Consider the following 26,165-nt stretch of genomic DNA (forward strand, 5'->3'; position numbering starts at 1 on the left):
CTTATTAATTAGTTTTTTGATAGAAGATTAACGTTCTCTGCGTCTTCTTCCAAAACTCCCAGTTTTTCTACTGCTAGATGCTCTATCAGATCTGTCAGAATGCCTAGATTTTTTTCCTGAATCATTTTTATTAGAAAATTCAGCACTTCTACGTCTTCCAAAATCTCCTCCTTTTTTCCCGCCGAAAGGTTTTTTTCCTCTTCGTCTTTTTCCTCTACCAGAACGATCTTTATTAGTAATTTCGATATTAACAGAGCGTCCATCGAAATCAGGACTATTTAATTGAAAGGCTTCCAGTGTTTTTTCTTCATAATTTTTATCTATTTCGAAGAAAGAGAAGGTATCTAAAATATCAATAGCACCTATTTCTACCTTATCCCCAATATTTTGGTCGTTGATTAATCCAATTAATTTACCTGGATTTAGTTTATCTTTACGACCGATATTAATGAAGAAACGAGTCATGTTTTCATTATCGCTTCTTCCTCTAGAGTTACTTTTTGAAGATAAATCATTTAAATCAGGGGCATTTTCATAGTACGATAAAAATGAGTTGAATTCTAATGAGACAAATTTTTGAATTAGTTCTTCACGACTTAATTCTTCTAGCTTTTCATATATATTAGGAAGGAAATCATTGATTTGAGAAGTATTAACCTCTGCATTTTGAACCTTATCGATTAAATGAAATAATTGATTTTGACAAATTTCTTTTCCAGAAGGAACAGGTGTATGAATAAATTTCTTTTTAATGATACGTTCAATGGGTCTTAATCTTCCTTGCTCTTTTTTAGTAACTAGAGCAATTGAAATCCCTTTGTTTCCAGCCCTACCAGTACGACCACTACGGTGATTGTAGTTTTCAATTTGGTCTGGTAATTTATGGTTGATTACATGCGTTAAGTTATTTACATCTAATCCACGTGCAGCAACATCAGTAGCTACTAATATTTGAACTCTTTTTTTGCGGAATTTATTCATTACACTATCTCTTTGTGCTTGAGATAAATCACCATGAAGAGCATCAGCACTATATCCATCTTTTATTAAATTATCGGCAACTTCTTGAGTTTCACGACGAGTCCTACAGAATACAATCCCGTAGATATTTGGATTTAAATCGGCCACTCTTTTTAAAGCAGGATAACGAGTTCTTTCTGTAACAAGATAATATTCATGACTTACATTGTCAGATCCTTGATTTTTTTCACCTGAAGTAATTTCAACAGGATTGGTCATGTAGTTTTTAGCAATAGCTTCAACTTCTCTAGGAAAGGTGGCTGAAAAAAGCAATGTTTGCTTTGTTTCTGGGGTTGCTTCTAAGACTTTATCTAATTCGTCTTTAAAGCCCATATTTAACATTTCATCAGCTTCATCTAAAACTAACCATTGAATATTTCCTAGTTTTAGGGCTCTACGATTTATTAGATCTACCGTCCTACCAGGAGTACCAACCACAATTTGTGCTCCTTTTTTCAAACCTCTGATCTGTTCTTCTATGTTAGATCCTCCATATACTGTAACAACCTTTAAGTTTGGTAAATACTTAGAGAAATCTTTGATGTTATTTCCTATTTGAACAGCGAGTTCACGGGTAGGAGATAAGATGATAGCTTGTGTATTTTTATTACTATCATCAATTAATTCAAGAAGAGGTAAGCTAAATGCAGCTGTTTTACCTGTTCCCGTTTGAGCAAAAGCTTTTAAGTCATCAGTAGATGATATAATTTGAGGGATTGCTTTTTCTTGGATAACTGTAGGTTTTTCATAACCTAAATCAGTTAACGCTTTGTTTATAGGCTCTTTTAAGCCTAACTCTAAAAATGTTGACATACTGTGTTTTTTTGAAGAATTCACAGACGCCCACCTGTAAATTCGTATTCTTAATTCGACATTGACTTTATTGATAAAAACAGAATGTTTCATCAATAAAATCGCGCAAAGGTACATTAAAAAAATGGATACAACTATGAAAGTTTATTTTTCGAGTTCTTGAAGTTGTTTTAAAATCTTCATAGAGTTAAATGAACTAAATCCATTTTGTATTACTCCATTCTCGCTAACTAGTACAGTTCTTGGGTATTTACTAGTTAAAAATTGATAAGCTTTACTATTATCTTTTAAATAATACTGTTCCTTGGTATTCATTTTTCTAGAGTAATAGTCATTATTGCCAATCATATTTATAATAACAAATTGAATACCAGGAACTTTTTTAGATAAAAAGTTAGTTCTTGAAGCTACCGTATTGCTAAGAGAATGATCGGTATTCCTAAAATATACAGCGCTTTTCTTTCCTTTAATTACTTTTCGAATATCTAGGCTATCTCCATTGGAGTTCATAACATTAAAGCTAGGAAAAGAATCTTTTCTTCTTAATTGTTTTGCATCATTTAGGAGCCGTTGTATTTCTTTTTTATCTTTTATAGAGGTATTTAGTTTAAAAAAGGTGTAAAAAGAATTTTTATTAATATCGCAACTAGATTTTCTGTAAAAATACTTCACAGTGGCATGTTTAAGATAGGTGTTTTTAAGTTTTTCGGAACTGATATTATTATCAATAGCTTTTAATAAAGCAACCGTAAATTCATCAGTATCTTTTTGGAATCCTTGTTGGTAAACATCATTATATATTTTACCAATTACATAGTCGCTATAAGTACTAAAAAACATAATAGAATCTAGCCCCATATTGATACTTTTTCTATGCTTAAAAAAGCTAGGTAGATTTATAGGGTTGATGGTAGGTTTATAGTTTACAGTATAACATTCTAATTCACTATATAAAGGGAATATAAAAGAGATATTTAAAATTTCTAAAAATTTATTAGAAACATTAGGATTGTTGATTTTGAATTCTTCAATTTGTTTTAGATTAACCTGTTTTAAAGAATCTATCTTTGCTTTAAATTTGCTAGGAGGTAACTGATGCAGATTATGAAAAAACTGTTCTTTTTTTTCGGCATCTAAAAAAGAATTAATTAAAATATTATTTTTGTTAGCACTAGAACCACTAAAAACCAAAGATTCATCAAAATCCCAAGTGTTCAAACGTATTAACAGGCTATCATTAGGTTCTAAATAAATATATTGATGTTCTGGACCGTGTTTAAAATAATACAATCCTTCCTTTATATTATTAAACTTTCTAGAAAAAGTATGATCTTCATTCAGTTTTATGCTATCCAAAACTTTATCATGATTAAAAAGTATGATGTAATCTGATTTAGGATTGATTATTTTTCCGCCCAAGTAAGCAGTGTTATTTTCCTTTGATTCTTTACAAGCAAAGACGATAGAGAGGAGGAAAAAGGGGATAATGTATTTCATTTTTGCATTCATTCAATGAAAATCGATCTTTATATAATTACAAAAGTACATATCTGCCTCAGATATAGATGTTAATTCGTTGTTAAAAGAATTATTTTAACAAGAAGAGGGGCAGGTATGCGTTAGAATTAACGAGGGCTAAAGTATGCATAATGAAGTAAATAATCAAATTCTAAAATTTGTGGTATAATTTATAATTATCGTTTTTAGATTTTATACTTTTGCACAAAATTTAAAAGACGAAAAATGTTATCAGTTTCTAATTTATCAGTTCAGTTTGGAAAACGTATATTATTTGATGAAGTAAATACAAAGTTTGTACAAGGAAATTGCTACGGAATTATTGGAGCAAATGGTGCTGGAAAATCTACTTTTCTAAAGATTTTATCAGGAGTACAAGAGCCAACTTCTGGGCATGTTCATTTGGAACCAGGAAAAAGAATGTCTGTATTAACCCAAGATCATTATGCCTTTGATGAGTACACAGCATTGGAGTCTGTTCTAATGGGAAATAAAGAATTGCATAAAATTAAAGCCGAAATAGATGCTTTATATGCAGATTATACAGATGAAAATGCAGAAAAGATAGGAGAGTTGCAAGTTCGTTTTGAAGAAATGGATGGATGGAATGCAGATGCTTCAGCAGCTAGCTTATTATCTAATTTAGGAATAAAAGAAGAAGATCATTATACCTTATTAGCTGATTTGGATCCAAAGAAGAAAGTACGTGTTTTATTAGCTCAATGTTTATTTGGGAATCCAGATGTTTTAATTATGGATGAGCCTACGAATGATTTAGATTTTGAAACAATAGCTTGGTTAGAGAATTTTTTGGCAAATTATGAAAATACTGTTATTGTGGTATCTCATGATCGTCACTTTTTAGATGCTGTTTGTACTCATATTTCTGATATTGATTTCTCAAAAATCAATCATTATTCTGGAAATTATACATTTTGGTATGAATCTTCTCAATTAGCAGCGAAGCAGCGAGCTCAGCAAAATAAGAAGGCAGAAGATAAGAAGAAAGAGTTAGAAGAATTTATACGACGTTTTTCTGCGAATGTAGCAAAATCAAAGCAAGCTACTTCTCGTAAAAAAATGATAGAAAAATTAAATGTAGAAGAAATTAAGCCTTCATCTCGTAGGTATCCTGCTATTATATTTGATAGAGATAGAGAAGCAGGAGATCAAATTTTGAATATTGAAGGATTATCAAAAAACTTTGAAGGAGAAGCTTTATTTTCTAATATAGACATTAATTTGAACAAAGGGGATAAGGTAGCTATTATATCTAAGAACTCTAAAGCAGTAACGGCATTTTATCAAATTATATCAGGAAATGAAGCAGCAGATGAAGGAACTTTTAAATGGGGAGTAACTACTACTCAATCTTATTTGCCTTCTGATAATTCTGCTTTCTTTCAAAATGGAGATTTGAATTTAGTAGATTGGTTACGTCAGTATGCTAAGACAGAAGAAGAAAGGGAAGAGGTTTTTTTAAGAGGGTTTTTAGGTAAAATGATCTTTTCAGGAGAAGAAGCATTAAAAAAGAGTAATGTTTTGTCAGGAGGAGAGAAAGTACGCTGTATGTTGTCTAAAATGATGATGACTAGAGCAAATATTTTATTGTTAGATGAACCAACAAATCACTTGGATTTAGAATCTATTCAAGCATTAAATAATTCGCTGATTAATTTTAAAGGAACAATATTATTTTCTACGCATGACCATGAGTTTGCACAAACGGTAGCGAATAGAATCATAGAGATTACCCCAAAAGGAGTGATAGATAAGTATGCTACTTTTGATGAATATTTAAGCGACCCGAAAATAAAGGAACTAAGAAATAAGATGTACGCATAAGGAAAATAAACAACCAAGGATGACCTTGATATCTTTATAAAATTAAAAAAACCATGTTTTGATAAAAAGCATGGTTTTTTTATGTATTCTTATGTTATTTGGCGTGCTGTTTTTTATGTAAGGGACTTATTATTTTTACATCGCTAAAAGAAATAGCACCGCGAACAACACTGTCAATAATCTCTTTTAGAGCTTTTATTAACTGCATCTTAAGTTGTGATTTGTGGTAAATTAGGCTAACTTCTCTAGCAGGAGGAGGGCTAGTGAATTCACGTAAATGGCTTTTATCTTCTTTGTTTAAATCTAGGGTATGTAAATAAGGTAGTAGGGTCATTCCTAAGCCCTCTTTGGATAATTTAATTAAGGTAGAAAAACTACCGCTTTCTAATTGAAAGTGCTTACAGCCATTGTTTTTATAAGTTCTGCAAAGGTTAATAATGCTGTCTTTAAAGCAATGACCATCTTCTAAGAGAAGGATGTCATCCATTTCCAACTCATCAACATTAATGAGTTTTTGATTAAATAAGCGATGTCCTTCAGGGATGAGTCCTACAAAAGGCTCATAATATAATGGGCGTTCTTTAATGGCTTCATTTTCCAAAGGAGTAGCAGCAATAGCGGCATCTATATGGCCATCAGTTAATTTTCTAACAATTTCTTCAGTAGTAAGTTCTTCAACAATTAGCTTTACTTTTGGATATTTCTTAGTGAAATTATTCAAAAACATAGGCAATAGTGTAGGCATAACGGTAGGGATGATTCCTAATTTGAATTCACCTCCTATATACCCTTTTTGTTGATGAACGATATCAATAATTCTATTGCTTTCATCAACGATAACTTTTGCTTGTTCAACAATTCGCTTTCCAACCTCTGTTAATTCTATAGGTTTTTTAGAGCGATTGAAAATTTTTACTTCTAGTTCTTCTTCTAATTTTTGAATTTGCATACTCAATGTAGGTTGAGTTACAAAGCTGTGTTCCGCCGCAATGGTAAAATTATGGTATTCTGCGACTGATAAAACGTACTTAAGTTGGGAAATAGTCATTGTATAAAAAATTTTGATAAAGGTATTAAATCTATCAATTTATTTTTATGATAAAAAAATGTTAATTTAAGTTAACTTTGAGGTATAAAAATTAACAATAGAAAAACATAATAATGAATACAACAATTTTAGGATTAGATAAAGTAAAAACAGCAGAATTAGTACAAGAATTAAATGTATTATTAGCGAACTTCCAAGTTTATTATCAAAATGCGAGAGGGTTACATTGGAATATTAAAGGGAAGAATTTTTTTGAACTTCATATGAAGTTTGAAGAGTTTTATACAGATGCTCAAGAGAAAGTAGATTTGATAGCAGAGCGTATTTTGACATTACAGGGAACCCCGTTGCATACTTTTGAAGATTATGTAAAATTATCAAAAGTACCTGTAGGAAAAGAAGTTTCTAATGATGAAGAAGCGGTAAACTTAATCGTAGCGTCGTTATCAGAATTATTGAAATTAGAGAGAATTATTTTAGAATTGGCAGATGAAGCAGATGATGAAGGAACAAATTCGATGATGAGTGATTTTATAGCAGAACAAGAAAAAACAGTATGGATGATGAATGCTTGGTTGGGTTAGTGGAACGAAGTTGAATTAGTTTTAAAAAATAAAAGGGAGCGAATTAATTATTTACTCCCTTTTATTATGATGTTTATTTGTTTTGTGATAAATCTTTTTCTGCCAAAATCTTTTTTTGATATTTACTTTGAACCACATCAACAATTACTAATATGGCTAATACGAAATAGAAAGTAGTTTTACTCATAGGAACAATCTCATTACCAAAGAGTTTTATATGTGCTAAATGGCCTCCTTCAGTAATCAACATAATTCCGACGATAAAAAGAATAAAAAGTCCTAAAACTTCATACATACGGTTTTTAGCCAAAAAGATAGAAATTCTATCAGCTAAAACCAACATAAGTAAACCGCTTATAACAATAGCAATAGCCATGACAATAAAAGCTATCGTAGAATTTTCTATTTCGCTAGTTAAACCGATAGCAGCTAAAATAGAGTCAAAAGAGAAAACTAAGTTCATCAAAACAATACTGATAATAACAGCGTTTGAAGATTTTTTAGTGCTGCTATCAGGATCTTCAATATTATGTGTTAGATTCGAACTAGCAATCATATGCCAAATTTCCTTAATAGCTGTATAAATGATGAATCCACCTCCAGCTAAAACAATTAAGCTATGCCCATTAAAAGCAAATTTGATGATATTTTTTATTTCCCCAGTTAAAAAAGAAAAAGGCTCTTGAAAGAAATCTATAATAGAAACCAAAACAAAAAGCAGTAAAATTCTTAGAAAAATAGCGATTAGTATGCCTACTTTTCGGACTCTTTTTTGATCAGATTGTGGAGCTTTTTTAGATTCTAAAGAAATGTATAATAGGTTGTCAAAGCCGAGTACAGCTTGTAGCAAGACTAACATTAGTAAGGTAAATATGATTCCTAGCATAGTTTTAAATGGTGTAATTAATTTTGTCAAATATATAAACTCATCTTGATTTTTCCTATTTCTTAGGAGAGAGCTAATTCCTTTTAGCCTTTAAGAGGCTTCTTTATTGGTAGTTTTCGTTATGATTTTTTATATAATTGATTTAAAAAAGTATAATGGTATAGATAGTTGCTGTTTTAGAAACAGTATCTTTTCAGCATGGAAGTGTTTATAGATATTTCCATAATATTTTCATACTTACAGATGCTATTAAGATAGCTGTAGCTCTTTTTAGCTGAGTAGAAGTAAAAAAACTTCCTGTTCGACTTCCTATTTGTCCTCCCATAAAAACAGTCATCAATAAAATAATAGTTAAATCCCAGTTTATTTTAAAAAGAGGATTTGCATATTGCCCAGCAAGTCCTGAAAGAGAATTTACCAAAATGAAAAAGCTAGCAGTTGCAGCAATTTTTTTCGAAGAATCCCAATTTGTTAAATGAAGTAAAGGAGCGAGAAAAATACCTCCGCCAATGCCAACCATTCCTGAAATAAATCCAATACAACTTCCATAACTAGCGTTTTTTACAAAACTTAGGGGAGAATTGGCGTACTTGTTAAATTCTTTTTTAGAAAGCCACATGGTTATTGAAGCAAACAGTAAAGTAATTCCTAAAAGGATAAAAAAGAAAGTTTGGTTAACTTTAAGATAACCTCCCATAAAAGCCATCGGAACGCTAAACAAGACTAAAGGAAGTATTTTGCTCCAATTATAGCATTGCTGGCGGTGAAATAAGATTACATTTCCAGTAACCACGATAATATTACATAGCAATGCAATGGATCTAATTTCTATATAGGCAATTCCTGTTAAAGAGAGAATAGCTAAATAGCTAGAGCCACCACCGAAGCCGACAGAGGAATATAAAGCAGCTATGATGAAAAAAAAGAGTACAACATGCCAGTGTATTGTGAGTATATCTAATAGATGAGCATAACTTAAAATCATAACATAAAGTACGGTGAAAAAAATGACGATTTAAAAAATAATTTTGGGTTTTTATAAATAATTAATGTGCTAATTTAATATATTTATGCTAATTAAATATAGTCAATATGAAAAACTGCCCTAATTGTAACTCGAATACATATATAAAGAGCGGAATAGTAAATAATAGGCAACGATATAAATGTAAGAATTGTAATTATTTTTTTACAGTGAACAAGTTGGGGAAGCAAATAGATAGTTATTATGTTAGTAAAGCATTTCAACTATACTTAGAAGGTTTGACTTATAGAGAGATAGAAAGAATATTAGGGATTTCTCATGTTACTATAATGAATTGGGTGAAAAAATATAATATAAAGCGACCTAAGAATTCAAGTTATCATCCTACATATAAAATTTTGAATGCGGCAGAATTGTCTAAATATTTTCAAGATTCTACTAATTTAACTGGAGCAGGAGTACTCGTTACTGAATTAGGAGATAAGTTTATGTTGATAAAATGGGAGCGATTTAAAGATTAACTATATTTAATTAGCAAAAAAGTATCTCCTTTTTTTGTTAAAGCATTCTTTTTTAGAGCTTAGTAGTGCACATAAAATCAAATTATTATGAAATATGTAACTATAAAAGAGACACTAGGAGCAGAGGTTATTGCTTTCATAAATATATTTAAACTACTATTGTTTTATATATTTTCTAGGGTCTCCTGCCAAAAAAGCCTAAGAGTATTATTTAGAAAAGTAGCATTATTGGAAGTTTTTTTCAAAAAAATCCAGCACTGTATCTTAAAAGCTACTTTTAACTTTTATTCAAAACCATAAAAATCCTTACTTCAATCTTAAAAAGTGCTTTTTAGGTGTTTGAAGAATAACTCTTATGGGCAAAAAAATGTTTTTTTAGTGAAGGGTTAACTTGTGTAGCCTAGGTTTAATTAGTAATTATTTTCAAAATAAAATGTTGGATAAAAAACAAAAAAAAGCGTACTGGAAAGAAAACCTTCGATACCTGTCAATATTATTACTGATTTGGTTTTTAGTTTCTTATGTGTTTGGTATATTATTAGTGCACCAATTAAATGAATTCAGATTAGGTGGGTTTAAGTTAGGTTTTTGGTTTGCTCAACAAGGAGCAATGTATGTATTTGTAGTCTTAATATTCGTTTATGTAAGATTAATGAACAAACTAGATAAAAAATATGGGGTTGATGAATAGTAAAATAGATAAAAAAAATAACGGATTATGGGAATATTAACATGGACATGGATACTTGTAGGAATTACTTTTGCGCTTTATATAGGAATAGCAATATGGGCTAGAGCAGGATCTTCTAAAGAATTTTATGTAGCAGGAGGAGGAGTACCACCTATAATTAACGGTATGGCAACTGCCGCAGATTGGATGTCTGCCGCTTCATTTATTTCTTTAGCAGGTATTGTGTCTTTTGGAGGGTATGACGGATCTGTATATTTGATGGGATGGACTGGAGGTTATGTTCTTTTAGCGTTGTTACTGGCTCCTTATCTAAGGAAATTCGGGAAATTTACTGTTCCTGATTTTATTGGAGATAGGTATTACTCTGATACGGCGCGTATTGTAGCTGTTATTGCGGCTTTAATAGTATCGTTTACTTATGTTGCAGGACAAATGAGAGGGGTAGGAATTGTTTTTTCTAGGTATTTAGAGGTAGATATAAATACAGGAGTATATATAGGTATGGCAATCGTACTATTTTATGCAGTATTGGGAGGGATGAAAGGGATTACTTATACCCAAGTAGCGCAATACTGCGTGTTGATCTTTGCTTTTATGGTGCCTGCGATCTTTATATCAATACAAATGACAGGAAATCTAATTCCTCAATTAGGATTTGGAGGTACGGGGGTTGATGGGGTTTATTTATTAGACAAGTTAGATGGCTTGCATAAAGAACTCGGTTTTTATGAATATACCTCAGGAAGTAAGTCTATGATAGATGTATTTGCGATTACGTTGGCCTTAATGGCTGGAACAGCAGGATTGCCGCATGTAATAGTGAGGTTTTTTACGGTACCTAAGGTGAAAGATGCTAGAAAATCAGCAGGATGGGCGTTGCTTTTTATTACAATTTTATATACGACTGTTCCTGCTGTAGCTGTTTTTGCAAGAACAAATTTAATTGAAACAGTAAATAATAAAGCGTATAAAGAATTGCCTGAATGGGTAGGAAATTGGGAGAAAACAGGATTGTTAAAATATGAGGATAAAAATAAAGATGGGCTAGTGCAATACAGAGCTAATAAAAGTGTTAATGAACTTACTATAGATAGAGATATTATGGTACTAGCAAACCCTGAGATAGCAAAATTGCCTAATTGGGTAGTTGCATTAGTAGGAGCAGGAGGTTTAGCAGCGGCACTATCAACAGCAGCGGGACTGTTATTGGTAATTGCATCATCGATATCACATGATCTACTAAAGAAAATCATTCATCCAAGTATTTCTGAAAGAGGAGAATTAATAGCAGCTCGTTTAAGTGCAGCTGTAGCAGTAGTCATTGCAGGGTATTTTGGAATAAACCCACCAGGATTTGTTGCTGCGGTTGTTGCTTTAGCATTTGGGTTGGCGGCAGCTTCTTTTTTTCCAGCAATTGTATTGGGAATTTTTGATAAACGAATGAATAAAGAAGGGGCTATTGGAGGTATGGTTATAGGTTTGCTGTTAATGCTTTACTATATGCTAAAATTTAAGTTTGGAGTTTTTGATGGAGGGAAAGAAAGTGTAGCGGCTCTTAAAAATGATTGGTGGTTTGGAGTGTCTCCAGAAGGTTTCGGTACGGTAGCAATGTTTGTAAATGTCATGTTTTCTGTAGTCATATCAAGAATCACAGCTGCACCCCCTGAGGAAGTTAAAGAAATAGTAGAAAATATAAGAATACCAAGTGGTGTGGGAGAAGCTATAGAACATTAGAGAAAGGATTTTTGGGGGATATTAAAAACAGTATTACTTTTATGTATGCTGTTTTTTTATGGAATATAGTTTGTAAACGAACTATAATCAGTAAATTAGTTTTATGGTTGCTTTGAATGAGGAAGCTAATTAAAAAAGAATAGATGAAAAAAAGACATGAGCAAAAACTAGTTGTTTTAAGTATTTTGTTATTTCTATTATTTAATATTCCGTTTATTTTTATCGCCAATACCGATGAGGATATTATAGGGATTCCTATGTTGTATTTTTTTATATTTTCTGTTTGGTTACTAGCAATCGCAATATCTATGATCATTTTAAATAAATATTATGAGTGATTACGCAATTATTACCATAGTAGTTATTTATTTAATGATACTTTTTTTAATTGCTTTTTTTGCTGAAAAAAATGGAAGGAGCAAGTGGGTAAACAATCCTTATATATATACATTATCGCTGGCGGTATATTGCTCGGCATGGACATATTATGGAAGTGTTGGAATTGCAGCAAATTCTGGGATGGGGTTCTTAGCTATATATCTAGGTCCTGTTATAGCATTTCCTTTATGGATTGTTGTACTTAGGAAAATTATACGAATATCAAAACAACAAAAAATATCTTCTATAGCTGATTTTATTTCATTACGATATGGAAATAATCGGTTTTTAGGGGCTTTAATTACTGTAATTTGTTTATTAGGAACAATACCTTACATATCTTTGCAGCTAAAGGCAATTTCAGAAACTTACCAAATAATGGTAGCAAGCTCAACTTATGGAGCAACAAATGTTTATGATGATTCAGCCTTCTATATAGCCTTAACCTTAGCCATATTTGCCGCTTTTTTTGGAACCCAAAGAACAGATGCATCAGAAAAGCATAAAGGAATTATTGTAACAGTAGCTTTTGAATCTATTTTGAAATTGGTGTTTTTTTTATTACTAGGAATATATGTTACGTTTTATTTATTTAATGGAACAGTAGATATTTATCAAAAGATGCTCAGTAATGTGCCTAATTTTAAAATATTAACTAAAATGAATGGAGTAGCATACGGATTTGATTGGATGTTTACAATTATGTTGTCTTTTATAGCAATCTTCTTACTGCCGAGGCAGTTTCAAGTGTCTGTATTAGAAAACATAAGAGAAAAACATTTAAAAAAAGCCATATGGTTGTTCCCTTTATACTTATTGCTATTTAACTTTTTTGTAATATTCGTAGCTTGGGGAGGAAAATTAGCTTTAGGAAATTCAATGAATGCAGAATATTATGCATTATTATTACCATTGCATCATAAAAATACAATTTTAGCATTATTGGTTTTTTTAGGAGGGCTTTCAGCAGTAGTGTCTATGGTAGTAGTTTCTACATTGGCACTATCTACTATGATTAGTAATAATTTGATTATTCCATATAGATTTATAGATAAATTTATTAAAGGTTACTCAGAAAGAAATACCTTTTATATCAAAATGATTCGAAGAATATCTATATTTTTCGTGGTACTATTAGCATACTTGTTTTATATTAAATTTTCTATTGAGTTGCCTTTATATTCTATAGGGTTGATATCATTTGTCATCATAGCACAATTGGCCCCTGCATTTTTTATAGGATTGTTTTGGAATAGAGGATCATCAAAAGCAGCAATTTTTGGAATTATAGTAGGAATGATTATCACAACTTATACCTTGGTATTACCTTTTACATTAGAAGTATTATTCGAAAATAAGGACTTTATAAATAAAGGGTTTCTAGGAGTCGAAATATTAAAACCTTATAATTTATTTGGGATAGGTTTTTTAACACCTTTAACACATACTTTTTTTTGGAGTCTTTTTTTTAACACGTTTACTTATTTAATCATTTCGGTTTCTTTTAAAGGAAACTATAGGGAGCGAAATTATGCAGAGATGTTTGTAGATAGTACAAATTTTTCATCGTTGCAAGATAGTGCCTTGGTATGGAAAGGAGAAGCATATGTATCAGATATCAAAAATGTATTGAGTAAGTTTTTAGGAAAGAAAAGAGCTAATAGAGCAATGAAATTGTTCTTTTTAAAGTACCAACTTCCTTTGAATACAGAGATGGCAGATGCACGCTTAATAAATTTTTCAGAAAAGTTATTGACAGGAACTATTGGAGGAGCTTCAGCCAAAATACTCATTTCTAATGTGGTAAAAGAAGAAGAAGTTAGTTTAAGGGAGGTGCTGAAAATATTAGAGGAATCTAAAGAAGCTTTAGCGCTCAATAGAATTTTGAAACAAAAATCGAATCAGTTATTAGATCTTACAGAGCAATTGAAAGAAGCTAATAAACAATTAATAGTAAAGGATAAGCAGAAAGATGAATTTTTAGATACTGTGGCACATGAGTTAAAAACACCAGTAACAGGAATTAGAGCGGCTACAGAATTATTGATAGACGAAGAAAGAGAAATGCCTATGGAAATTAAAAATAAATTTTTACAAAATATCTTACAAGATGCAGATAGATTATATAGGTTGATTAATAATATATTAGATTTAGAGAAGTTAGAAACAGGTAGGGAGCGGTTAGATTTAAAAATAAATAACATAGAGGAAACAATCAAAAAAGCAATAAATGGAATAGAACATATTGTGTCAAAGAAAAATATTGTGATACTAAATATGAATAAAATTAGTTTTAAATTTAAGTACGATGAAGACCGAATTCTACAAGTTTTAACTAACTTATTATCAAACGCAATTAAGTTTTGTAATCAGCAGAAAGGAGAAATCATTATATCTAGTAGGTTGAAAAAAAGTTTTATAGAGGTTTATGTGAAGGACAATGGAAGTGGAATTTCAGAAAAGGACCAAGCATATATTTTTGATAAATTTTATCAATGCGAGCATCAAAATGTAACAAAACCTAAAGGAAGCGGTTTGGGGTTGGCTATAAGTAAGCAGATAATAGAAAAGCATCATGGAGAAATTTGGGTAGAAAAAACTAATAAAAAGGAAGGGGTGCTTGCATTTAAAATCCCTTTTAATTAAATTGTGCCTTAAATTATGAGGAAAATATTAATTGTAGATGATGAGCCTAATATTGTAATGACATTAGAGTACGCTCTAAAAAAAAGAGGCTTTAAAGTGTATATTGCTAGAGATGGAGAAGAAGCATTGCAATTAATAAAGGATGATATCCCTGATTTGATGTTATTAGATGTAATGATGCCTAATGTAGATGGATATCAAACAATACAATACATAAAAAGAGAAGAACGTTTTAAAAATATAAAGGTAGTTTTCTTATCAGCAAAAAATAAAGAAGTGGATATTAAGAAAGGATTGGAGTTGGGAGCCGATAAATATCTGATAAAGCCTTTTTCAATAAAAAAAATAGTCTTAGAAATAGAAATGTTACTTTATTAAATAATTGATTTTGTGTGCAAGCAATAAATGTTTAATTAAAGTAAAATAATGAAAAAAATACAATTAAAAGCAATAGCATCTGATATATTTATTACAATATATGCTATTGTGACTTTGTTTCTTAGGGTTGTGCTTGATAACTCAGGAGCAACTAGCCCCATTGAATCTATAATTATGGGAGTTTGCTTTGTAGTTATAATTTGGGCATTGATAAAACTAAAAATATTAAACCCAAATTGGTTTGGTCTTTTTTAAAAGACAAACGCATCAATTAGTACTTATTTTTGAAATGCAAAAAAAAATAGAATAGTGCATATAGAAATAAGTGAAGTAGCTTTATTGTATTAAATAAAAAGTAAAGAGAAATGAGTAATTATAGTATCAAAAATTTAGAAGAATATTTTAGAGTTTATAGAAAATCTGTTAGAGATCCTGAGTTGTTTTGGGAAGAAATAGCAGAAGAACACTTTTTGTGGCATAAGAGATGGGATAAAGTGTTAAGTTATGATTTTTCTAAACCAGAAGTAAAATGGTTTGAAGGCGCAAAATTAAATATTACAGAAAATTGTATTGATCGCCATTTAAGAATAAGAGGTGATAAAACAGCAATTCTGTTTGAACCGAATAATCCAGAAGAAGAGACACAGCGTATAACTTATAAAGAACTACATGAGAAAGTATGCCGATTTGCAAATGTTTTAAAAGAAAATGGAATAACAAAAGGAGATAGAGTTTGTATTTATTTACCCATGATCCCTGAATTAGCAATTTCTGTATTGGCATGTGCAAGGATAGGAGCGGTGCATTCTGTTGTTTTTGCAGGATTTTCGTCAACAGCTTTAGCAACTAGGATCAATGATTGTGAAGCAAAAATGGTGATTACATCTGATGGCTCTTTTCGAGGAGGAAAAACAATAGATTTAAAAGGAATTGTTGACGAGGCGTTGGAAAACTGTAAATCTATTGAAACTGTTTTGGTAGTAAAACGCATCCATTCAGATATTTTAATGAAAGAAGGGAGAGATAAGTGGTTACAACCTTTATTAGATGAGGCATATAGTGATTGTGTGGCAGAGGTAATGGATGCAGAAGATCCACTATTCATATTATATACATCAGGATCAACAGGAAGTCCCAAAGGAATGTTGCATACTACTGGAGGTTATATGGTATATACTGCATATACATTTAAAAATATATTTCAATATAAAGAAAATGATGTGTATTGGTGTACTGCAGATATTGGCTGGATAACAGGCCATAGCTATATCGTATATGGACCACTGGCCAATGGGGCAACGACCGTAATGTTTGAGGGGATACCTAGTTTTCCTGATTATGGACGGTTTTGGGAAATTGTAGAAAAACATCAGGTAACTCAATTTTATACAGCGCCAACAGCTATTAGAGCCTTGGCAAAAGAGCGATTAGATTTTGTGGAAAAATATGATTTATCATCGTTAAAAGTATTAGGATCTGTTGGAGAGCCTATTAATGAAGAAGCATGGCATTGGTATAATGATAATGTAGGAAAGAAAAAATCACCAATTGTAGATACTTGGTGGCAAACAGAAACAGGAGGTGTTTTAATCAGCCCTATTCCATATGCAACGCCAACCAAACCAACTTATGCAACATTACCATTTATAGGAATTCAACCTGCTTTAATGAATGAAAATGGAGATGAAATTACCGGTAATCAGGTAGATGGCCGTTTGTGTATTAAGTATCCATGGCCCTCTATAGCAAGAACTATTTGGGGAAATCATCAGAGGTATAAAGAAACTTATTTTTCAGCATTTGAAGGTAAGTATTTTACAGGAGATGGAGCGCTTAGAGATGAGGTAGGGTATTATAGAATTACAGGGCGTGTGGACGATGTGATCATAGTGTCAGGGCATAATCTAGGAACAGCACCAATAGAAGATGCTGTTAATGAGCATCCTGCGGTAGCAGAAAGTGCCATTGTTGGATTTCCTCATGATGTGAAAGGAAATGCGTTGTATGGTTATGTCATTTTAAAAGAAACAGGAGAAGGAAGAGATCATGATAATGTAAGAAAAGAGATCAATCAAATAATAACAGAGCATATAGGGCCTATTGCAAAACTAGATAAGATACAGTTTACAATAGGATTGCCTAAAACAAGATCCGGAAAAATAATGAGGCGTATTTTACGAAAAATAGCGAATAATGAATTGGATAATTTAGGAGATGTATCTACATTATTAAATCCAGAAGTGGTACAAAGTATAATTGACAGTAGATTGTAAATGGAAAACATTAGGAAATATTTAGAAAAAACAATTTCAATAGAAGATAGTGATTGGAATTTTTTTACTTCTAAATTGGAAAAAAGGACTTTTAGGAAAAAGACAAAATTATTAGAGGTAGGTGAAATAGAAAATCATATTTCTTTTCTAGGAAAAGGAATTGTTCGTTTTTTAATTCCCAAAGAAGATCAAGCAAAAGAAATTACATTTGGCTTTTGTTTTGAGAATGAATTTGTAAGTGCTTATGATTCCTTTTTAACGAGAAAACCATCTTTATATAGTTTGGAAACATTAACAGAAGTATCTATGTGGAGTATTTCCTATAAAGATTTACAAGAAGTGTACTATCAAACAAAAATAGGAAATACGCTCGGACGCTTATCTTCCGAAAGACTGTTTTTAATAAAATCCAAAAGAGAACAATCGCTTTTAAATGAAACAGCAGAAGAGCGTTACCTAAATTTATTTGAAGAAAGACCCAATCTTATAGAGAAAATCCCTTTAAAATATATAGCATCTTATATAGGAGTTACTGCTCAAGCATTGAGCAGAATTCGAAAGCGAATTTTTTAACTTAGGTTCATTTTATAAAATGAATTAAGATCATTTCTTTGTTTTTATAAATAAATAAAAGAATGGAGGTACTGATTTTAATGGTCGTTTTATGGTATGCAGGTTTGTTTTTTCAAACTTTTTTTTTGCATAGATACGCAGCACATCAATCGTTTAAAATGTCAAGGTTTGGAGAAAAAGTATGCTTTTTTTTAACATGGCTTTTTCAAGGGTCCAATTATTTGAGTGCTTATGGATATGGAGTAATGCATCGGTTACACCATGCTTATGCGGATACGGAAAAAGATCCTCATTCACCAAAATATGATGCTAATTTATTCAGCATGATGTGGAGAACCAAGAATATTTATCAAGACATTAATAATAAAAGAATTAAAGTAGCAGATAAGTTTACCAAAAATGTACCTCAATGGGAGCGTTTTGATAAATTTGCGAGCTCTAGATTATCTAGGTTGGCATGGGGAAGCTTATATACTTGTTTCTTTATTATGTTTGCAACAAGTTGGTGGCAATGGATATTTTTACCAGTGGCTTTTTTAATGGCACCAATTCATGGGGTTATTATCAATTGGTTTGCTCATATTTATGGATATGTTAACTTTAAAGTAAACGATACTTCTAAAAATTTACTCCCTTTCGATTTTTTAATGATGGGGGAAGGATATCATAACAATCATCATGCACATAGTGGGCGTGCTAATTTTGGAGGCGTAAAGTGGCACGAGATAGATCTTACTTATTGTATTATGATATTGTTAGATAAAGCTAAAATGATTGAGCTAAAATAGCTTTTGAGTGGATACATATGGCAATGCAATCATTTTAGGAATCCCCTTTTCGTTTCGTAAAAGGGGATTGTAAATGTATAAAAGGAGGTTATTATGTCATGTTTAAAATGACTGGCATGTCATTTGACAATGACTTGTGATACTGTTTCTGGTTGGTAATAAGATTGATTACAAGATAATAACGATGCAGTATTTGCAAAATTTTACAAAGAATGAATAACCAAAAAGGGAAAGTTAAAGTTTCAATAGGAAAGGCATTTAAAACAATTATTTGGCCTAAAAGAAATTTGGTATTTATAGGCTTGATACTTATCGTACTTAGTAGGCTATCTAGTTTAGTGTTACCATGGAAAAGTAAGCAACTCTTGGACGAGGTAATTCCTAACAAAGATTACGAACAGTTATACAAATTGCTAATAATAGTAGGGAGCGCAATGTTAATACAGGCAATTACTTCTTTTCTATTAACGAAAATCTTAAGCATTCAAGCGCAATATTTAATATCAGAGCTAAGGGCTCAGGTTCAGAAAAAGGTACTATCGCTTCCTATTCATTTTTTTGATGATACAAAGTCAGGGGCTTTGGTATCAAGAATTATGAGTGATGTTGAAGGTGTTCGTAATTTAATAGGCACAGGTTTGGTACAGTTGCTAGGAGGAACGATTACGGCTGTTGTTGCTATGATTTTATTGATCAGAATTAGTTTATCAATGACATTTTTTGTATTAATTCCTGTTACTATTTTTGGCATAGTAGCTTTAAAGGCCTTCAAGTATATTCGTCCCATTTTTAGAAAAAGAGGGGTAATTAATGCCCAGGTAAAGGGACGTTTAACTGAAACATTAGCAGGTGTTCGAGTAATAAAAGCATTTAATGCCGAAACACAAGAGCATCAGTCTTTTGAAAAGGGAGTTTATTTATTATTTGAAAATGTCAAGAAAAGTTTAACAGCAACTGCCTTTATGACAAGTGCTTCTACTTTCTTATTGGGGATTGCTTCAACAGGAATTATGGGAATTGGAGGATATAAAATTATGGAAGGAGAGTTAAGTATTGGAGATTTTTTATCTTTCACATTGTTATTAGGCTTTATGATTGCTCCGATTGTACAGATGAGTAATATAGGAAGCCAATTAACAGAAGCACTAGCTGGGCTGGATAGAACGGAGGAATTAATGAATATGCAAGGAGAAGAGGAAGATGTAAAGAGAACAATATCGTTAGAAACGGTTAAAGGGAATCTTGTTTTTGATAAGGTTTCTTTTGCTTATGAAGAAGGAAAAAATGTTTTGGAAGATATCAGTTTTATTGTTCCAGAAGGTTCCGTAACGGCATTGGTAGGGAGCTCAGGTTCTGGAAAATCAACAATTGCAGGCTTAGTAGCTACTTTTTTAAATCCCACGAGAGGTTTGATAACTATTGGAGGAAAAGATCTCTCTAAAGTGAGGTTAAATTCTTATAGAAAGCATTTGGGAGTTGTTTTACAAGATGAGTTCTTATTTGAAGGAACCATTAGAGAGAATGTTTTATTTGCAAGGCCTAATGCAACGGAAGAGGAATTGCAAAGTGCAGTTTCAGCAGCTTATGTTGATGAGTTTACCGATCGTTTTGAGAATGGTTTGGATACATTAATAGGAGAAAGAGGTGTAAAATTATCAGGAGGGCAGCGTCAGCGATTGGCTATTGCAAGAGCTATTTTAGCAGATCCCAAAATAATAATATTAGACGAAGCAACTTCTAGTTTAGATACCGAGAGCGAGGCGTTAATTCAAAAGAGCTTGTCAAAGTTAATCAAAAATAGAACTACAATTGTAATTGCTCATAGATTGAGTACGATAAAGCAAGCGGATCAAATTTTAGTAATCGAGTCGGGAAGCATTGTAGAGAGAGGAACTCATAAAAAACTAATAGAGGTAGCGGGGAGGTACCATGATTTATATACTTATCAAGCAAAAATATAATAATTGTCTTATTAACTTTATTAGGAATATTTATATAAAAAGCTAAAAAACAATGATGCAATCATAATTGCATCATTGTTTTTTGTAAATACTTTTTTGCGGTAACTTAGATTAAAGGAATTTAAATAAACCCTTTTTCTCTAGCTGTTAAGATTAAATCTCTATCGTCAAGGCTACTAATGCTAAACATTTTTTTAATTTCTCGTTTTCTTCTTTCAATAGCGGTAATAGAAAGTGGAACAACATCAGGTAAATTCTTCATTTTAGTACCAATAGAAAGCTCGTATAAGATTTTTCTATCCAAATCATCAATAACATGATCGCTAAGAGTTTCATTTCTAAGTAATTTCATGATGGTTTTACTATAATAAGGAGGATCTGTAAGAACTTCTTGAATTGCAGTAACGAGTTCTTGAGGGGTAATGTCATTTTTAACTAAAAAGCCATCGGGGTTTAAACTTCTAAAAATACTATGTACTTTATAATTGTCATTAAAGGTAGTGGAGACAATGATTTTAGAGTTTGGTAATAACTCTTTTATTTTTAATCCCAAGTCTTCACCAGAAAGAATAGTCCCATCTTCAGAAGGAGGTAATCTCATGTCTAAGAAAATAATGTCAATTTCCATAGAAAGATTAGCGTGCTCTTTTAAAATAGTGTATGCAGTATCGCAATTATGCGCTACTTTTATGTCAAAAGAAACACCTTTGTTTTGTTGCTCTACGTATTTAAAAGCACTTTTATAAGCTTCTGAGATAGGGGATGGTCATCAATAATTAAAGCGTTATATGTTTTGTTTTTCATGATTGAGGTAAATATGGAATTTTTATAGAAAACGTTGTTCCTACATTGATTTCAGAATGTATATCTAAATGTGCATGTATTCGTTGTATTCTTGATGTAATATTTTTCAAACCGATGCCTTTTCTTCCTTTCTTTGTATTGAAGCCAATACCATCATCGCTTAATTTGATGATTAGCTCTTGAGAGGTTATTGAAAAAGCTAAGGTAACATTTTTTGCTTTAGCATGCTTAATAATATTCTGGATAGCTTCTTGAGTAATTCTGTAAATATTTACCTTCGTAATTTCATTAATTTCTTTCCACGGAATGGCATCATCAAAATTTATTTGATAATTAAAATTACCAATAAGGCTCTTATCCTTTAATAATTGTTTGATAATAGTTGTAAAACTGATTTCTGAGTTGTCAAAGTTGTCACTTAATTTATGAGAAACTTCCCTAATTTCTTTTTCTATTTCTTGTAATTCATTTAAAAGAGATTGGTGCTTATTTAGAGTTTCGTCATCTCCAGAAATATTTAAGAAGCCCAGTCCAAATCGTGTTCCAAATAATTTGCCTAAAATTCCGTCATGTAATTCTTCTGAAATACGATTGCGCTCTTTTACCTTTTCTTCTTCTAATTTAGCTTGTTGCTCTAAAGTTAGAATATAAATTTCTTCGTTGGCTTTTTGTTGTTCAGCCTCCAAACGCAGTTTTTCATTTTTTACTTTTTGAACTCGTAAAAAATACAATAAGGATAAAATAAGCAAGCTACTAACACTTGTAAAAAATATCCAGATTCGCTGTTGCTCTAGTCGCTTTGTTTCTGCAATATATTCATCAGTTTCAAATTCTATACGAGTAAACTTATTTCGCATACGGCGCTCTATACTAATCAAACTATCGTTAAATTGTATATGCCGATCTAAGTATTTTTTAGCGTTTTGTCGATCTAAATTAGCCAGTTGTTGTAAGCTAGTTAAATAATCTATTCCGTTTTTTATTTGCTTAGCCAATATATTTGCTTCTTTTGCTAGTTGTAAGGCTTTAAGAGTATCTTTTGAAAAAGAATAATAATCTGATAGGTGTATTTTGGAGGTTAATATATCTGTTTTATTTCCTATTTTTTTTCTGATAGCTAGAGCTTTAAGCATGTCCTTTAATACCCCTATGGTATCTTTCATCTTTAATTTGCAATAAGCTTTATTGTCAATAATTCTAGCATATTGATTTTGTTGAAGAAATGATTTGTTCTCTAATTCTTTGTCGTAGTAACCTAGGGCTTTTTGATATTCTTTTTTTTCAAGATAAGCATTGGCTATATTGTTGTAAATTTCGATGTAATTCTTCTTTTGTGTTTTTTTATCAATTTTTTTATAAAACCCGAGCGCTTTATAGTAGTATTCAATGGCTTTGTCATATTCTTTAATATCCCATTGTAATAAACCAAGATGGTTATGTAATGAAATTAATTTATTATGATTTTTGAGACTTTTAAATATTTTAATGGCTTTAATATCTAATTGTTCACTACCAGCATAGTCTCTATAATAGCCTTTTATTTGTGCCATGCTTTGCAACATGATGCCTGCATTTTTTTTTTCCTTTATTTTGTCAAAATGTTGATATGCAGTATTGTAGTGATTATATGCCTTTAGATAATCAGAATTTCTATAATAAAAAGAAGAATAGTTCCAATGTAAAAAGGCAAGTAAATAATTGCTTTTAAGTTTTCCAGTTAGCTGCTCTGCTTCCTTATTTAATTTAAAAAAAAAGATAGAGTCTTTGAGCTTGTAGTGCCTATAAGCAATTTCAATAAGTCGATCTGCTTTAATAGAGTCGTTGGTAATCTTGGAGGTGTAGGAATAAGCCTTCTGTAGCCTAGTTTTTCTAAATTCAATATGATTTTTATCGTTCTTAGCTTGTGCTATCCATAAATTGATGCTATCCAAGGAATTTTGTCCAGTTAAAGGAGCTACTTTTATAAAGAGAACAAAAAGTAAGGAGCAGACACAAAGCTTGTCTTGATGAGGACTTTTTTTCATAGGTACAAATAAAAAAAAAGTCTTTGGATTAACCAAAGACTTTATAACGAGTTAATAATTATGTTTATTCTCTATCGGTATCATCATCAGCTCCACTACCACCTGTAAAATCTATTTTAGTTTCTAAGGTATCGTTGGTAACGATTTTTTCTATATCATTGTTATCATTAGTTATTAAGTCTTCTGTTAAATCTGTACAAGATGTTGTCAAGAAGAATAAAGCGCTGATAATAAGTGTAAAATTTATAGTTTTCATAATTTTTGGTTTTTAAGTTTAGGGAATAGTTTCCCTCGCCGCATTTGCAGCAATAGTTTGATCGAATGTTTTTTCGATTCTTTTTTCCCGCATCGATTAAATCGATGGTATAGCCATATACCCCCAGCTGTGAGGTATTCGTAGAATTAGCATGACCATCGCGCGCAGGTCACAAAAATGAAGACTTGTTACTACTAAGGCCTATTGAGTACAACAGACTTCAGAAAATTCTACATTGTCAAAAAATAAGGAAGCGTTTTGCAATTTTTAAGGAACGCTAGTTGATTATGGTGCTAAAATAGTGACATTATTAACAATAAAAGATGCAGTTTTAGCAAGCGTTGCTGTTTACTGAGTAAACGTCCTTTTTCATTTAGTATTCGCAATTTAGATAGTTTCATAGTTTTTAATTTTCTTCTATTAAGATAAGAAAAAAAAGTGATATTTCCAAATTTTTTTATGCTTTTTTATCTTAATATTCAGTGTTTTAAATAAAAAAAGGCACCTTATGTAAGGTGCCTTTTTTTATTTATATATGTTAGAAAGTTGCTAACCTTTCACTTTATATCTTTTTTTATAAAAAACATCCTTATCTATCATTTTGCGAGAATCAACCCCTATTTCAAATAGGTTGTTAGTACTTCCGTTTAAATAAATTGATTTCATAATATTCGTTATTAAATTGTTTTGTTATATACTTTAATAAGTATGGTACAAATATAAAGCTTTTTTTAAAATTAGAAAAAAAAATACTATTTATTTTGTTGATAATCAGGTTATTATGTCGTTTTTAAAACAGGGGATACCTGTCCAGATTTTATCTAGATGTTAACTTTTTTTATAAAAATCTGTATGCCAGATTATTAAGGTTTAAGCAGCTCAATTTTGTATATTTAACATTATGTAGTCATTCTTTTTTATTCTTATATAAAAAAAGCGTCCAATTTTACATGGACGCTTTTATATCATTAATTTTTACATTGAAATCATATTAAAAATTTGCAAGAACTAATACATAATGTCCAATTTTGACAAATGGTATTGTCAAAATCTCCGTTAAAGTCACATCTTGGATGTGCTGCCCATTGAGATATATGTAAGTTCATTTTTTCCATTATGAGGCAAATATACAATATTTTTAAAATTCAAAAAAATTGTTAGTGGGGTGAAAGGAGAGTTTATCGTTGAAAAAGGTTATTAAATGTGAGAGATTCATAGCTTAATAAGATGAGGAAGTATGAATAAAACTTTCCTTTGAAGCCTAGAGTTTAGTAAAATGTAAAAGAAGCACCTTTGTATGGGTGTTTTTTTTGTGCTATATAATATTGTAAGAGAATTGGAAAAGTATAGATATTGTATATAAAAAAGAGGATTTCCCTCAGCTATTAGGAGGATAAACCTCTATAGGGTTGATGAAGTACGCATTATTTTTGCAAGGGTTAATTAAATCGCATTTACCATATAAATGTATGAAGGAATACACTGTAAATTATATGGGGTCGTTATGGGGGAAATTATCTATGAAGAAAAAGAAAAAAAAGCTAAGACAAGATAGTCAATCAGAAGAAGCACCTTTGTATGGGTGTTTTTTTTGTGCTATATAATATTGTAAGAGAATTGGAAAAGTATAGATATTGTATATAAAAAAGAGGATTTCCCTCAGCTATTAGGAGGATAAACCTCTATAGGGTTGATGAAGTATGCATTATTTTTGCAAGGGTTAATTAAATCGCATTTACCATATAAATGTATGAAGGAATACACTGTAAATTATATGGGGTCGTTATGGGGGAAATTATCTATGAAGAAAAAGAAAAAAAAGCTAAGACAAGATAGTCAATCAGAAGAAGCACCTTTGTATGGGTGTTTTTTTTGTGCTATATAATATTGTAAGAGAATTGGAAAAGTATAGGTATTGTATATAAAAAAGAGGATTTCCCTCAGCTATTAGGAGGATAAACCTCTATAGGGTTGATGAAGTATGCATTATTTTTGCAAGGGTTAATTAAATCGCATTTACCATATAAATGTATGAAGGAATACACTGTAAATTATATGGGGTCGTTATGGGGGAAATTATCTATGAAGAAAAAGAAAAAAAAGCTAAGACAAGATAGTCAATCAGAAGAAGCACCTTTGTATGGGTGTTTTTTTTGTGCTATATAATATTGTAAGAGAATTGGAAAAGTATAGGTATTGTATATAAAAAAGAGGATTTTCCTCAGCTATTAGGAGGATAAACCTCTATAGGGTTGATGAAGTACGCATTATTTTTGCAAGGGTTAATTAAATCGCATTTACCATATAAATGTATGAAGGAATACACTGTAAATTATATGGGGTCGTTATGGGGGAAATTATCTATGAAGAAAAAGAAAAAAAAGCTAAGACAAGATAGTCAATCAGAAGAAGCACCTTTGTATGGGTGTTTTTTTTGTG

21 protein-coding genes and 1 pseudogene are annotated in these 26,165 nt (G+C 31.0%); 14 read left to right on the forward strand and 8 right to left on the reverse strand.

Annotated features, from left to right (window positions below; all coding sequences use genetic code 11):
- Window positions 1–27: 27 nt before the first annotated feature.
- Window positions 28–1,833: a DEAD/DEAH box helicase gene (locus tag MARIT_RS06515; RefSeq protein ID WP_100212009.1), complete on the reverse strand. Its 1,806-nt coding sequence runs from the start codon at window positions 1,831–1,833 to the stop codon at window positions 28–30.
- 144 nt (window positions 1,834–1,977) lie between these two features.
- Window positions 1,978–3,330: a hypothetical protein gene (locus MARIT_RS06520; protein ID WP_157926214.1), complete on the reverse strand. Its 1,353-nt coding sequence runs from the start codon at window positions 3,328–3,330 to the stop codon at window positions 1,978–1,980.
- Between the two features lie 246 nt (window positions 3,331–3,576).
- Between MARIT_RS06520 and MARIT_RS06525 the strand changes: the two genes are divergently transcribed.
- The gene (locus MARIT_RS06525; RefSeq protein ID WP_024741924.1) at window positions 3,577–5,196 is read left to right on the forward strand and encodes an ABC-F family ATP-binding cassette domain-containing protein; all 1,620 of its coding nucleotides are present in this window, start codon (window positions 3,577–3,579) and stop codon (window positions 5,194–5,196) included.
- A 94-nt stretch (window positions 5,197–5,290) separates the two neighbouring features.
- Here MARIT_RS06525 and MARIT_RS06530 read toward each other — a convergent pair whose 3' ends face one another.
- The gene (locus tag MARIT_RS06530) at window positions 5,291–6,244 is read right to left on the reverse strand and encodes a hydrogen peroxide-inducible genes activator (protein WP_024741925.1); all 954 of its coding nucleotides are present in this window, start codon (window positions 6,242–6,244) and stop codon (window positions 5,291–5,293) included.
- Between the two features lie 113 nt (window positions 6,245–6,357).
- Here MARIT_RS06530 and MARIT_RS06535 point away from each other — a divergent pair, with 113 nt between their 5' ends.
- Window positions 6,358–6,828 (forward strand): Dps family protein, encoded by a 471-nt coding sequence (locus tag MARIT_RS06535; RefSeq protein ID WP_024741926.1) that lies wholly within the window; start codon window positions 6,358–6,360, stop codon window positions 6,826–6,828.
- Between the two features lie 73 nt (window positions 6,829–6,901).
- Here MARIT_RS06535 and MARIT_RS06540 read toward each other — a convergent pair whose 3' ends face one another.
- Both MARIT_RS06540 and MARIT_RS06545 read right to left on the reverse strand, forming a co-directional pair.
- The gene (locus MARIT_RS06540) at window positions 6,902–7,714 is read right to left on the reverse strand and encodes a TerC family protein (protein WP_100211096.1); all 813 of its coding nucleotides are present in this window, start codon (window positions 7,712–7,714) and stop codon (window positions 6,902–6,904) included.
- 208 nt (window positions 7,715–7,922) lie between these two features.
- Entirely contained in the window at window positions 7,923–8,699 is a 777-nt protein-coding gene (locus MARIT_RS06545) for a sulfite exporter TauE/SafE family protein (protein WP_100211097.1), read from the reverse strand.
- A 107-nt stretch (window positions 8,700–8,806) separates the two neighbouring features.
- Here MARIT_RS06545 and MARIT_RS16235 point away from each other — a divergent pair.
- The 12 genes and pseudogenes from MARIT_RS16235 to MARIT_RS06605 form a co-directional block, all read left to right on the forward strand.
- Window positions 8,807–8,896: pseudogene (locus tag MARIT_RS16235) on the forward strand (transposase-like zinc-binding domain-containing protein); the annotation flags it as partial.
- A gap of 21 nt (window positions 8,897–8,917) precedes the next feature.
- Window positions 8,918–9,220, forward strand: coding sequence for a terminase gpP N-terminus-related DNA-binding protein (locus MARIT_RS06550; RefSeq protein ID WP_157926215.1), 303 nt, complete (start codon window positions 8,918–8,920; stop codon window positions 9,218–9,220).
- Window positions 9,221–9,653: 433 nt separating this feature from the next.
- Window positions 9,654–9,911 carry a DUF4212 domain-containing protein gene (locus MARIT_RS06560; protein WP_100211099.1) on the forward strand — a complete coding sequence of 86 codons (258 nt, stop codon included), beginning with the start codon at window positions 9,654–9,656 and terminating at the stop codon, window positions 9,909–9,911.
- A 27-nt stretch (window positions 9,912–9,938) separates the two neighbouring features.
- Window positions 9,939–11,645: a sodium:solute symporter family protein gene (locus MARIT_RS06565; protein ID WP_100211100.1), complete on the forward strand. Its 1,707-nt coding sequence runs from the start codon at window positions 9,939–9,941 to the stop codon at window positions 11,643–11,645.
- 143 nt (window positions 11,646–11,788) lie between these two features.
- On the forward strand, window positions 11,789–11,983 hold the full coding sequence (locus MARIT_RS06570; protein ID WP_100211101.1) for a hypothetical protein: 195 nt from the start codon (window positions 11,789–11,791) through the stop codon (window positions 11,981–11,983).
- A complete protein-coding gene (locus MARIT_RS06575; protein ID WP_100211102.1) occupies window positions 11,976–14,669 on the forward strand; it encodes a sensor histidine kinase in 2,694 nt (897 codons plus the stop codon). Before MARIT_RS06570 ends, MARIT_RS06575 begins: the two co-directional genes overlap by 8 nt.
- A gap of 15 nt (window positions 14,670–14,684) precedes the next feature.
- Window positions 14,685–15,047, forward strand: coding sequence for a response regulator transcription factor (locus tag MARIT_RS06580; protein ID WP_024741935.1), 363 nt, complete (start codon window positions 14,685–14,687; stop codon window positions 15,045–15,047).
- Window positions 15,048–15,095: 48 nt separating this feature from the next.
- The gene (locus tag MARIT_RS06585) at window positions 15,096–15,302 is read left to right on the forward strand and encodes a hypothetical protein (RefSeq protein ID WP_100211103.1); all 207 of its coding nucleotides are present in this window, start codon (window positions 15,096–15,098) and stop codon (window positions 15,300–15,302) included.
- A 110-nt stretch (window positions 15,303–15,412) separates the two neighbouring features.
- Window positions 15,413–17,320: an acetate--CoA ligase gene (gene acs / locus MARIT_RS06590; protein WP_100211104.1), complete on the forward strand. Its 1,908-nt coding sequence runs from the start codon at window positions 15,413–15,415 to the stop codon at window positions 17,318–17,320.
- A complete protein-coding gene (locus MARIT_RS06595) occupies window positions 17,321–17,893 on the forward strand; it encodes a Crp/Fnr family transcriptional regulator (RefSeq protein WP_024741938.1) in 573 nt (190 codons plus the stop codon).
- A gap of 62 nt (window positions 17,894–17,955) precedes the next feature.
- Complete coding sequence (locus MARIT_RS06600; protein ID WP_038025924.1) at window positions 17,956–18,681, forward strand: acyl-CoA desaturase; 726 nt, start codon at window positions 17,956–17,958, stop codon at window positions 18,679–18,681.
- Window positions 18,682–18,893: 212 nt separating this feature from the next.
- The gene (locus MARIT_RS06605; protein WP_100211105.1) at window positions 18,894–20,642 is read left to right on the forward strand and encodes an ABC transporter ATP-binding protein; all 1,749 of its coding nucleotides are present in this window, start codon (window positions 18,894–18,896) and stop codon (window positions 20,640–20,642) included.
- A 121-nt stretch (window positions 20,643–20,763) separates the two neighbouring features.
- Here the strand turns inward: MARIT_RS06605 and MARIT_RS06610 are convergent, their stop codons facing one another.
- The 3 genes from MARIT_RS06610 to MARIT_RS15460 form a co-directional block, all read right to left on the reverse strand.
- Window positions 20,764–21,270, reverse strand: a complete 507-nt coding sequence (locus MARIT_RS06610; RefSeq protein ID WP_157926216.1) for a response regulator — start codon at window positions 21,268–21,270, stop codon at window positions 20,764–20,766.
- A 172-nt stretch (window positions 21,271–21,442) separates the two neighbouring features.
- Window positions 21,443–23,470, reverse strand: a complete 2,028-nt coding sequence (locus tag MARIT_RS06615) for a tetratricopeptide repeat-containing sensor histidine kinase (protein WP_100211107.1) — start codon at window positions 23,468–23,470, stop codon at window positions 21,443–21,445.
- A gap of 64 nt (window positions 23,471–23,534) precedes the next feature.
- The gene (locus MARIT_RS15460) at window positions 23,535–23,726 is read right to left on the reverse strand and encodes a hypothetical protein (protein ID WP_157926217.1); all 192 of its coding nucleotides are present in this window, start codon (window positions 23,724–23,726) and stop codon (window positions 23,535–23,537) included.
- Between the last annotated feature and the right edge of the window lie 2,439 nt (window positions 23,727–26,165).

The organism is Tenacibaculum maritimum NCIMB 2154 (assembly GCF_900119795.1).
In the GTDB taxonomy this organism is placed as follows: domain Bacteria; phylum Bacteroidota; class Bacteroidia; order Flavobacteriales; family Flavobacteriaceae; genus Polaribacter; species Polaribacter maritimus.

Coding starts and splice junctions, on each gene's coding strand:
- MARIT_RS06615 (WP_100211107.1), bottom strand. CDS start 23,470: ATGAAAAAAAGTCCTCATCAAGACAAGCTTTGTGTCTGCTCCTTACTT.
- MARIT_RS06605 (WP_100211105.1), top strand. CDS start 18,894: ATGAATAACCAAAAAGGGAAAGTTAAAGTTTCAATAGGAAAGGCATTT.
- MARIT_RS06580 (WP_024741935.1), top strand. CDS start 14,685: ATGAGGAAAATATTAATTGTAGATGATGAGCCTAATATTGTAATGACA.
- MARIT_RS06570 (WP_100211101.1), top strand. CDS start 11,789: ATGAAAAAAAGACATGAGCAAAAACTAGTTGTTTTAAGTATTTTGTTA.
- MARIT_RS06545 (WP_100211097.1), bottom strand. CDS start 8,699: ATGATTTTAAGTTATGCTCATCTATTAGATATACTCACAATACACTGG.
- MARIT_RS06600 (WP_038025924.1), top strand. CDS start 17,956: ATGGAGGTACTGATTTTAATGGTCGTTTTATGGTATGCAGGTTTGTTT.
- MARIT_RS06595 (WP_024741938.1), top strand. CDS start 17,321: ATGGAAAACATTAGGAAATATTTAGAAAAAACAATTTCAATAGAAGAT.
- MARIT_RS06560 (WP_100211099.1), top strand. CDS start 9,654: ATGTTGGATAAAAAACAAAAAAAAGCGTACTGGAAAGAAAACCTTCGA.
- MARIT_RS06540 (WP_100211096.1), bottom strand. CDS start 7,714: ATGCTAGGAATCATATTTACCTTACTAATGTTAGTCTTGCTACAAGCT.
- MARIT_RS06535 (WP_024741926.1), top strand. CDS start 6,358: ATGAATACAACAATTTTAGGATTAGATAAAGTAAAAACAGCAGAATTA.
- MARIT_RS06515 (WP_100212009.1), bottom strand. CDS start 1,833: ATGTCAACATTTTTAGAGTTAGGCTTAAAAGAGCCTATAAACAAAGCG.
- MARIT_RS06575 (WP_100211102.1), top strand. CDS start 11,976: ATGAGTGATTACGCAATTATTACCATAGTAGTTATTTATTTAATGATA.
- MARIT_RS06520 (WP_157926214.1), bottom strand. CDS start 3,330: ATGAAATACATTATCCCCTTTTTCCTCCTCTCTATCGTCTTTGCTTGT.
- MARIT_RS06530 (WP_024741925.1), bottom strand. CDS start 6,244: ATGACTATTTCCCAACTTAAGTACGTTTTATCAGTCGCAGAATACCAT.
- MARIT_RS06565 (WP_100211100.1), top strand. CDS start 9,939: ATGGGAATATTAACATGGACATGGATACTTGTAGGAATTACTTTTGCG.
- MARIT_RS15460 (WP_157926217.1), bottom strand. CDS start 23,726: ATGAAAACTATAAATTTTACACTTATTATCAGCGCTTTATTCTTCTTG.
- MARIT_RS06525 (WP_024741924.1), top strand. CDS start 3,577: ATGTTATCAGTTTCTAATTTATCAGTTCAGTTTGGAAAACGTATATTA.
- MARIT_RS06610 (WP_157926216.1), bottom strand. CDS start 21,270: ATGGAAATTGACATTATTTTCTTAGACATGAGATTACCTCCTTCTGAA.
- MARIT_RS06585 (WP_100211103.1), top strand. CDS start 15,096: ATGAAAAAAATACAATTAAAAGCAATAGCATCTGATATATTTATTACA.
- acs (WP_100211104.1), top strand. CDS start 15,413: ATGAGTAATTATAGTATCAAAAATTTAGAAGAATATTTTAGAGTTTAT.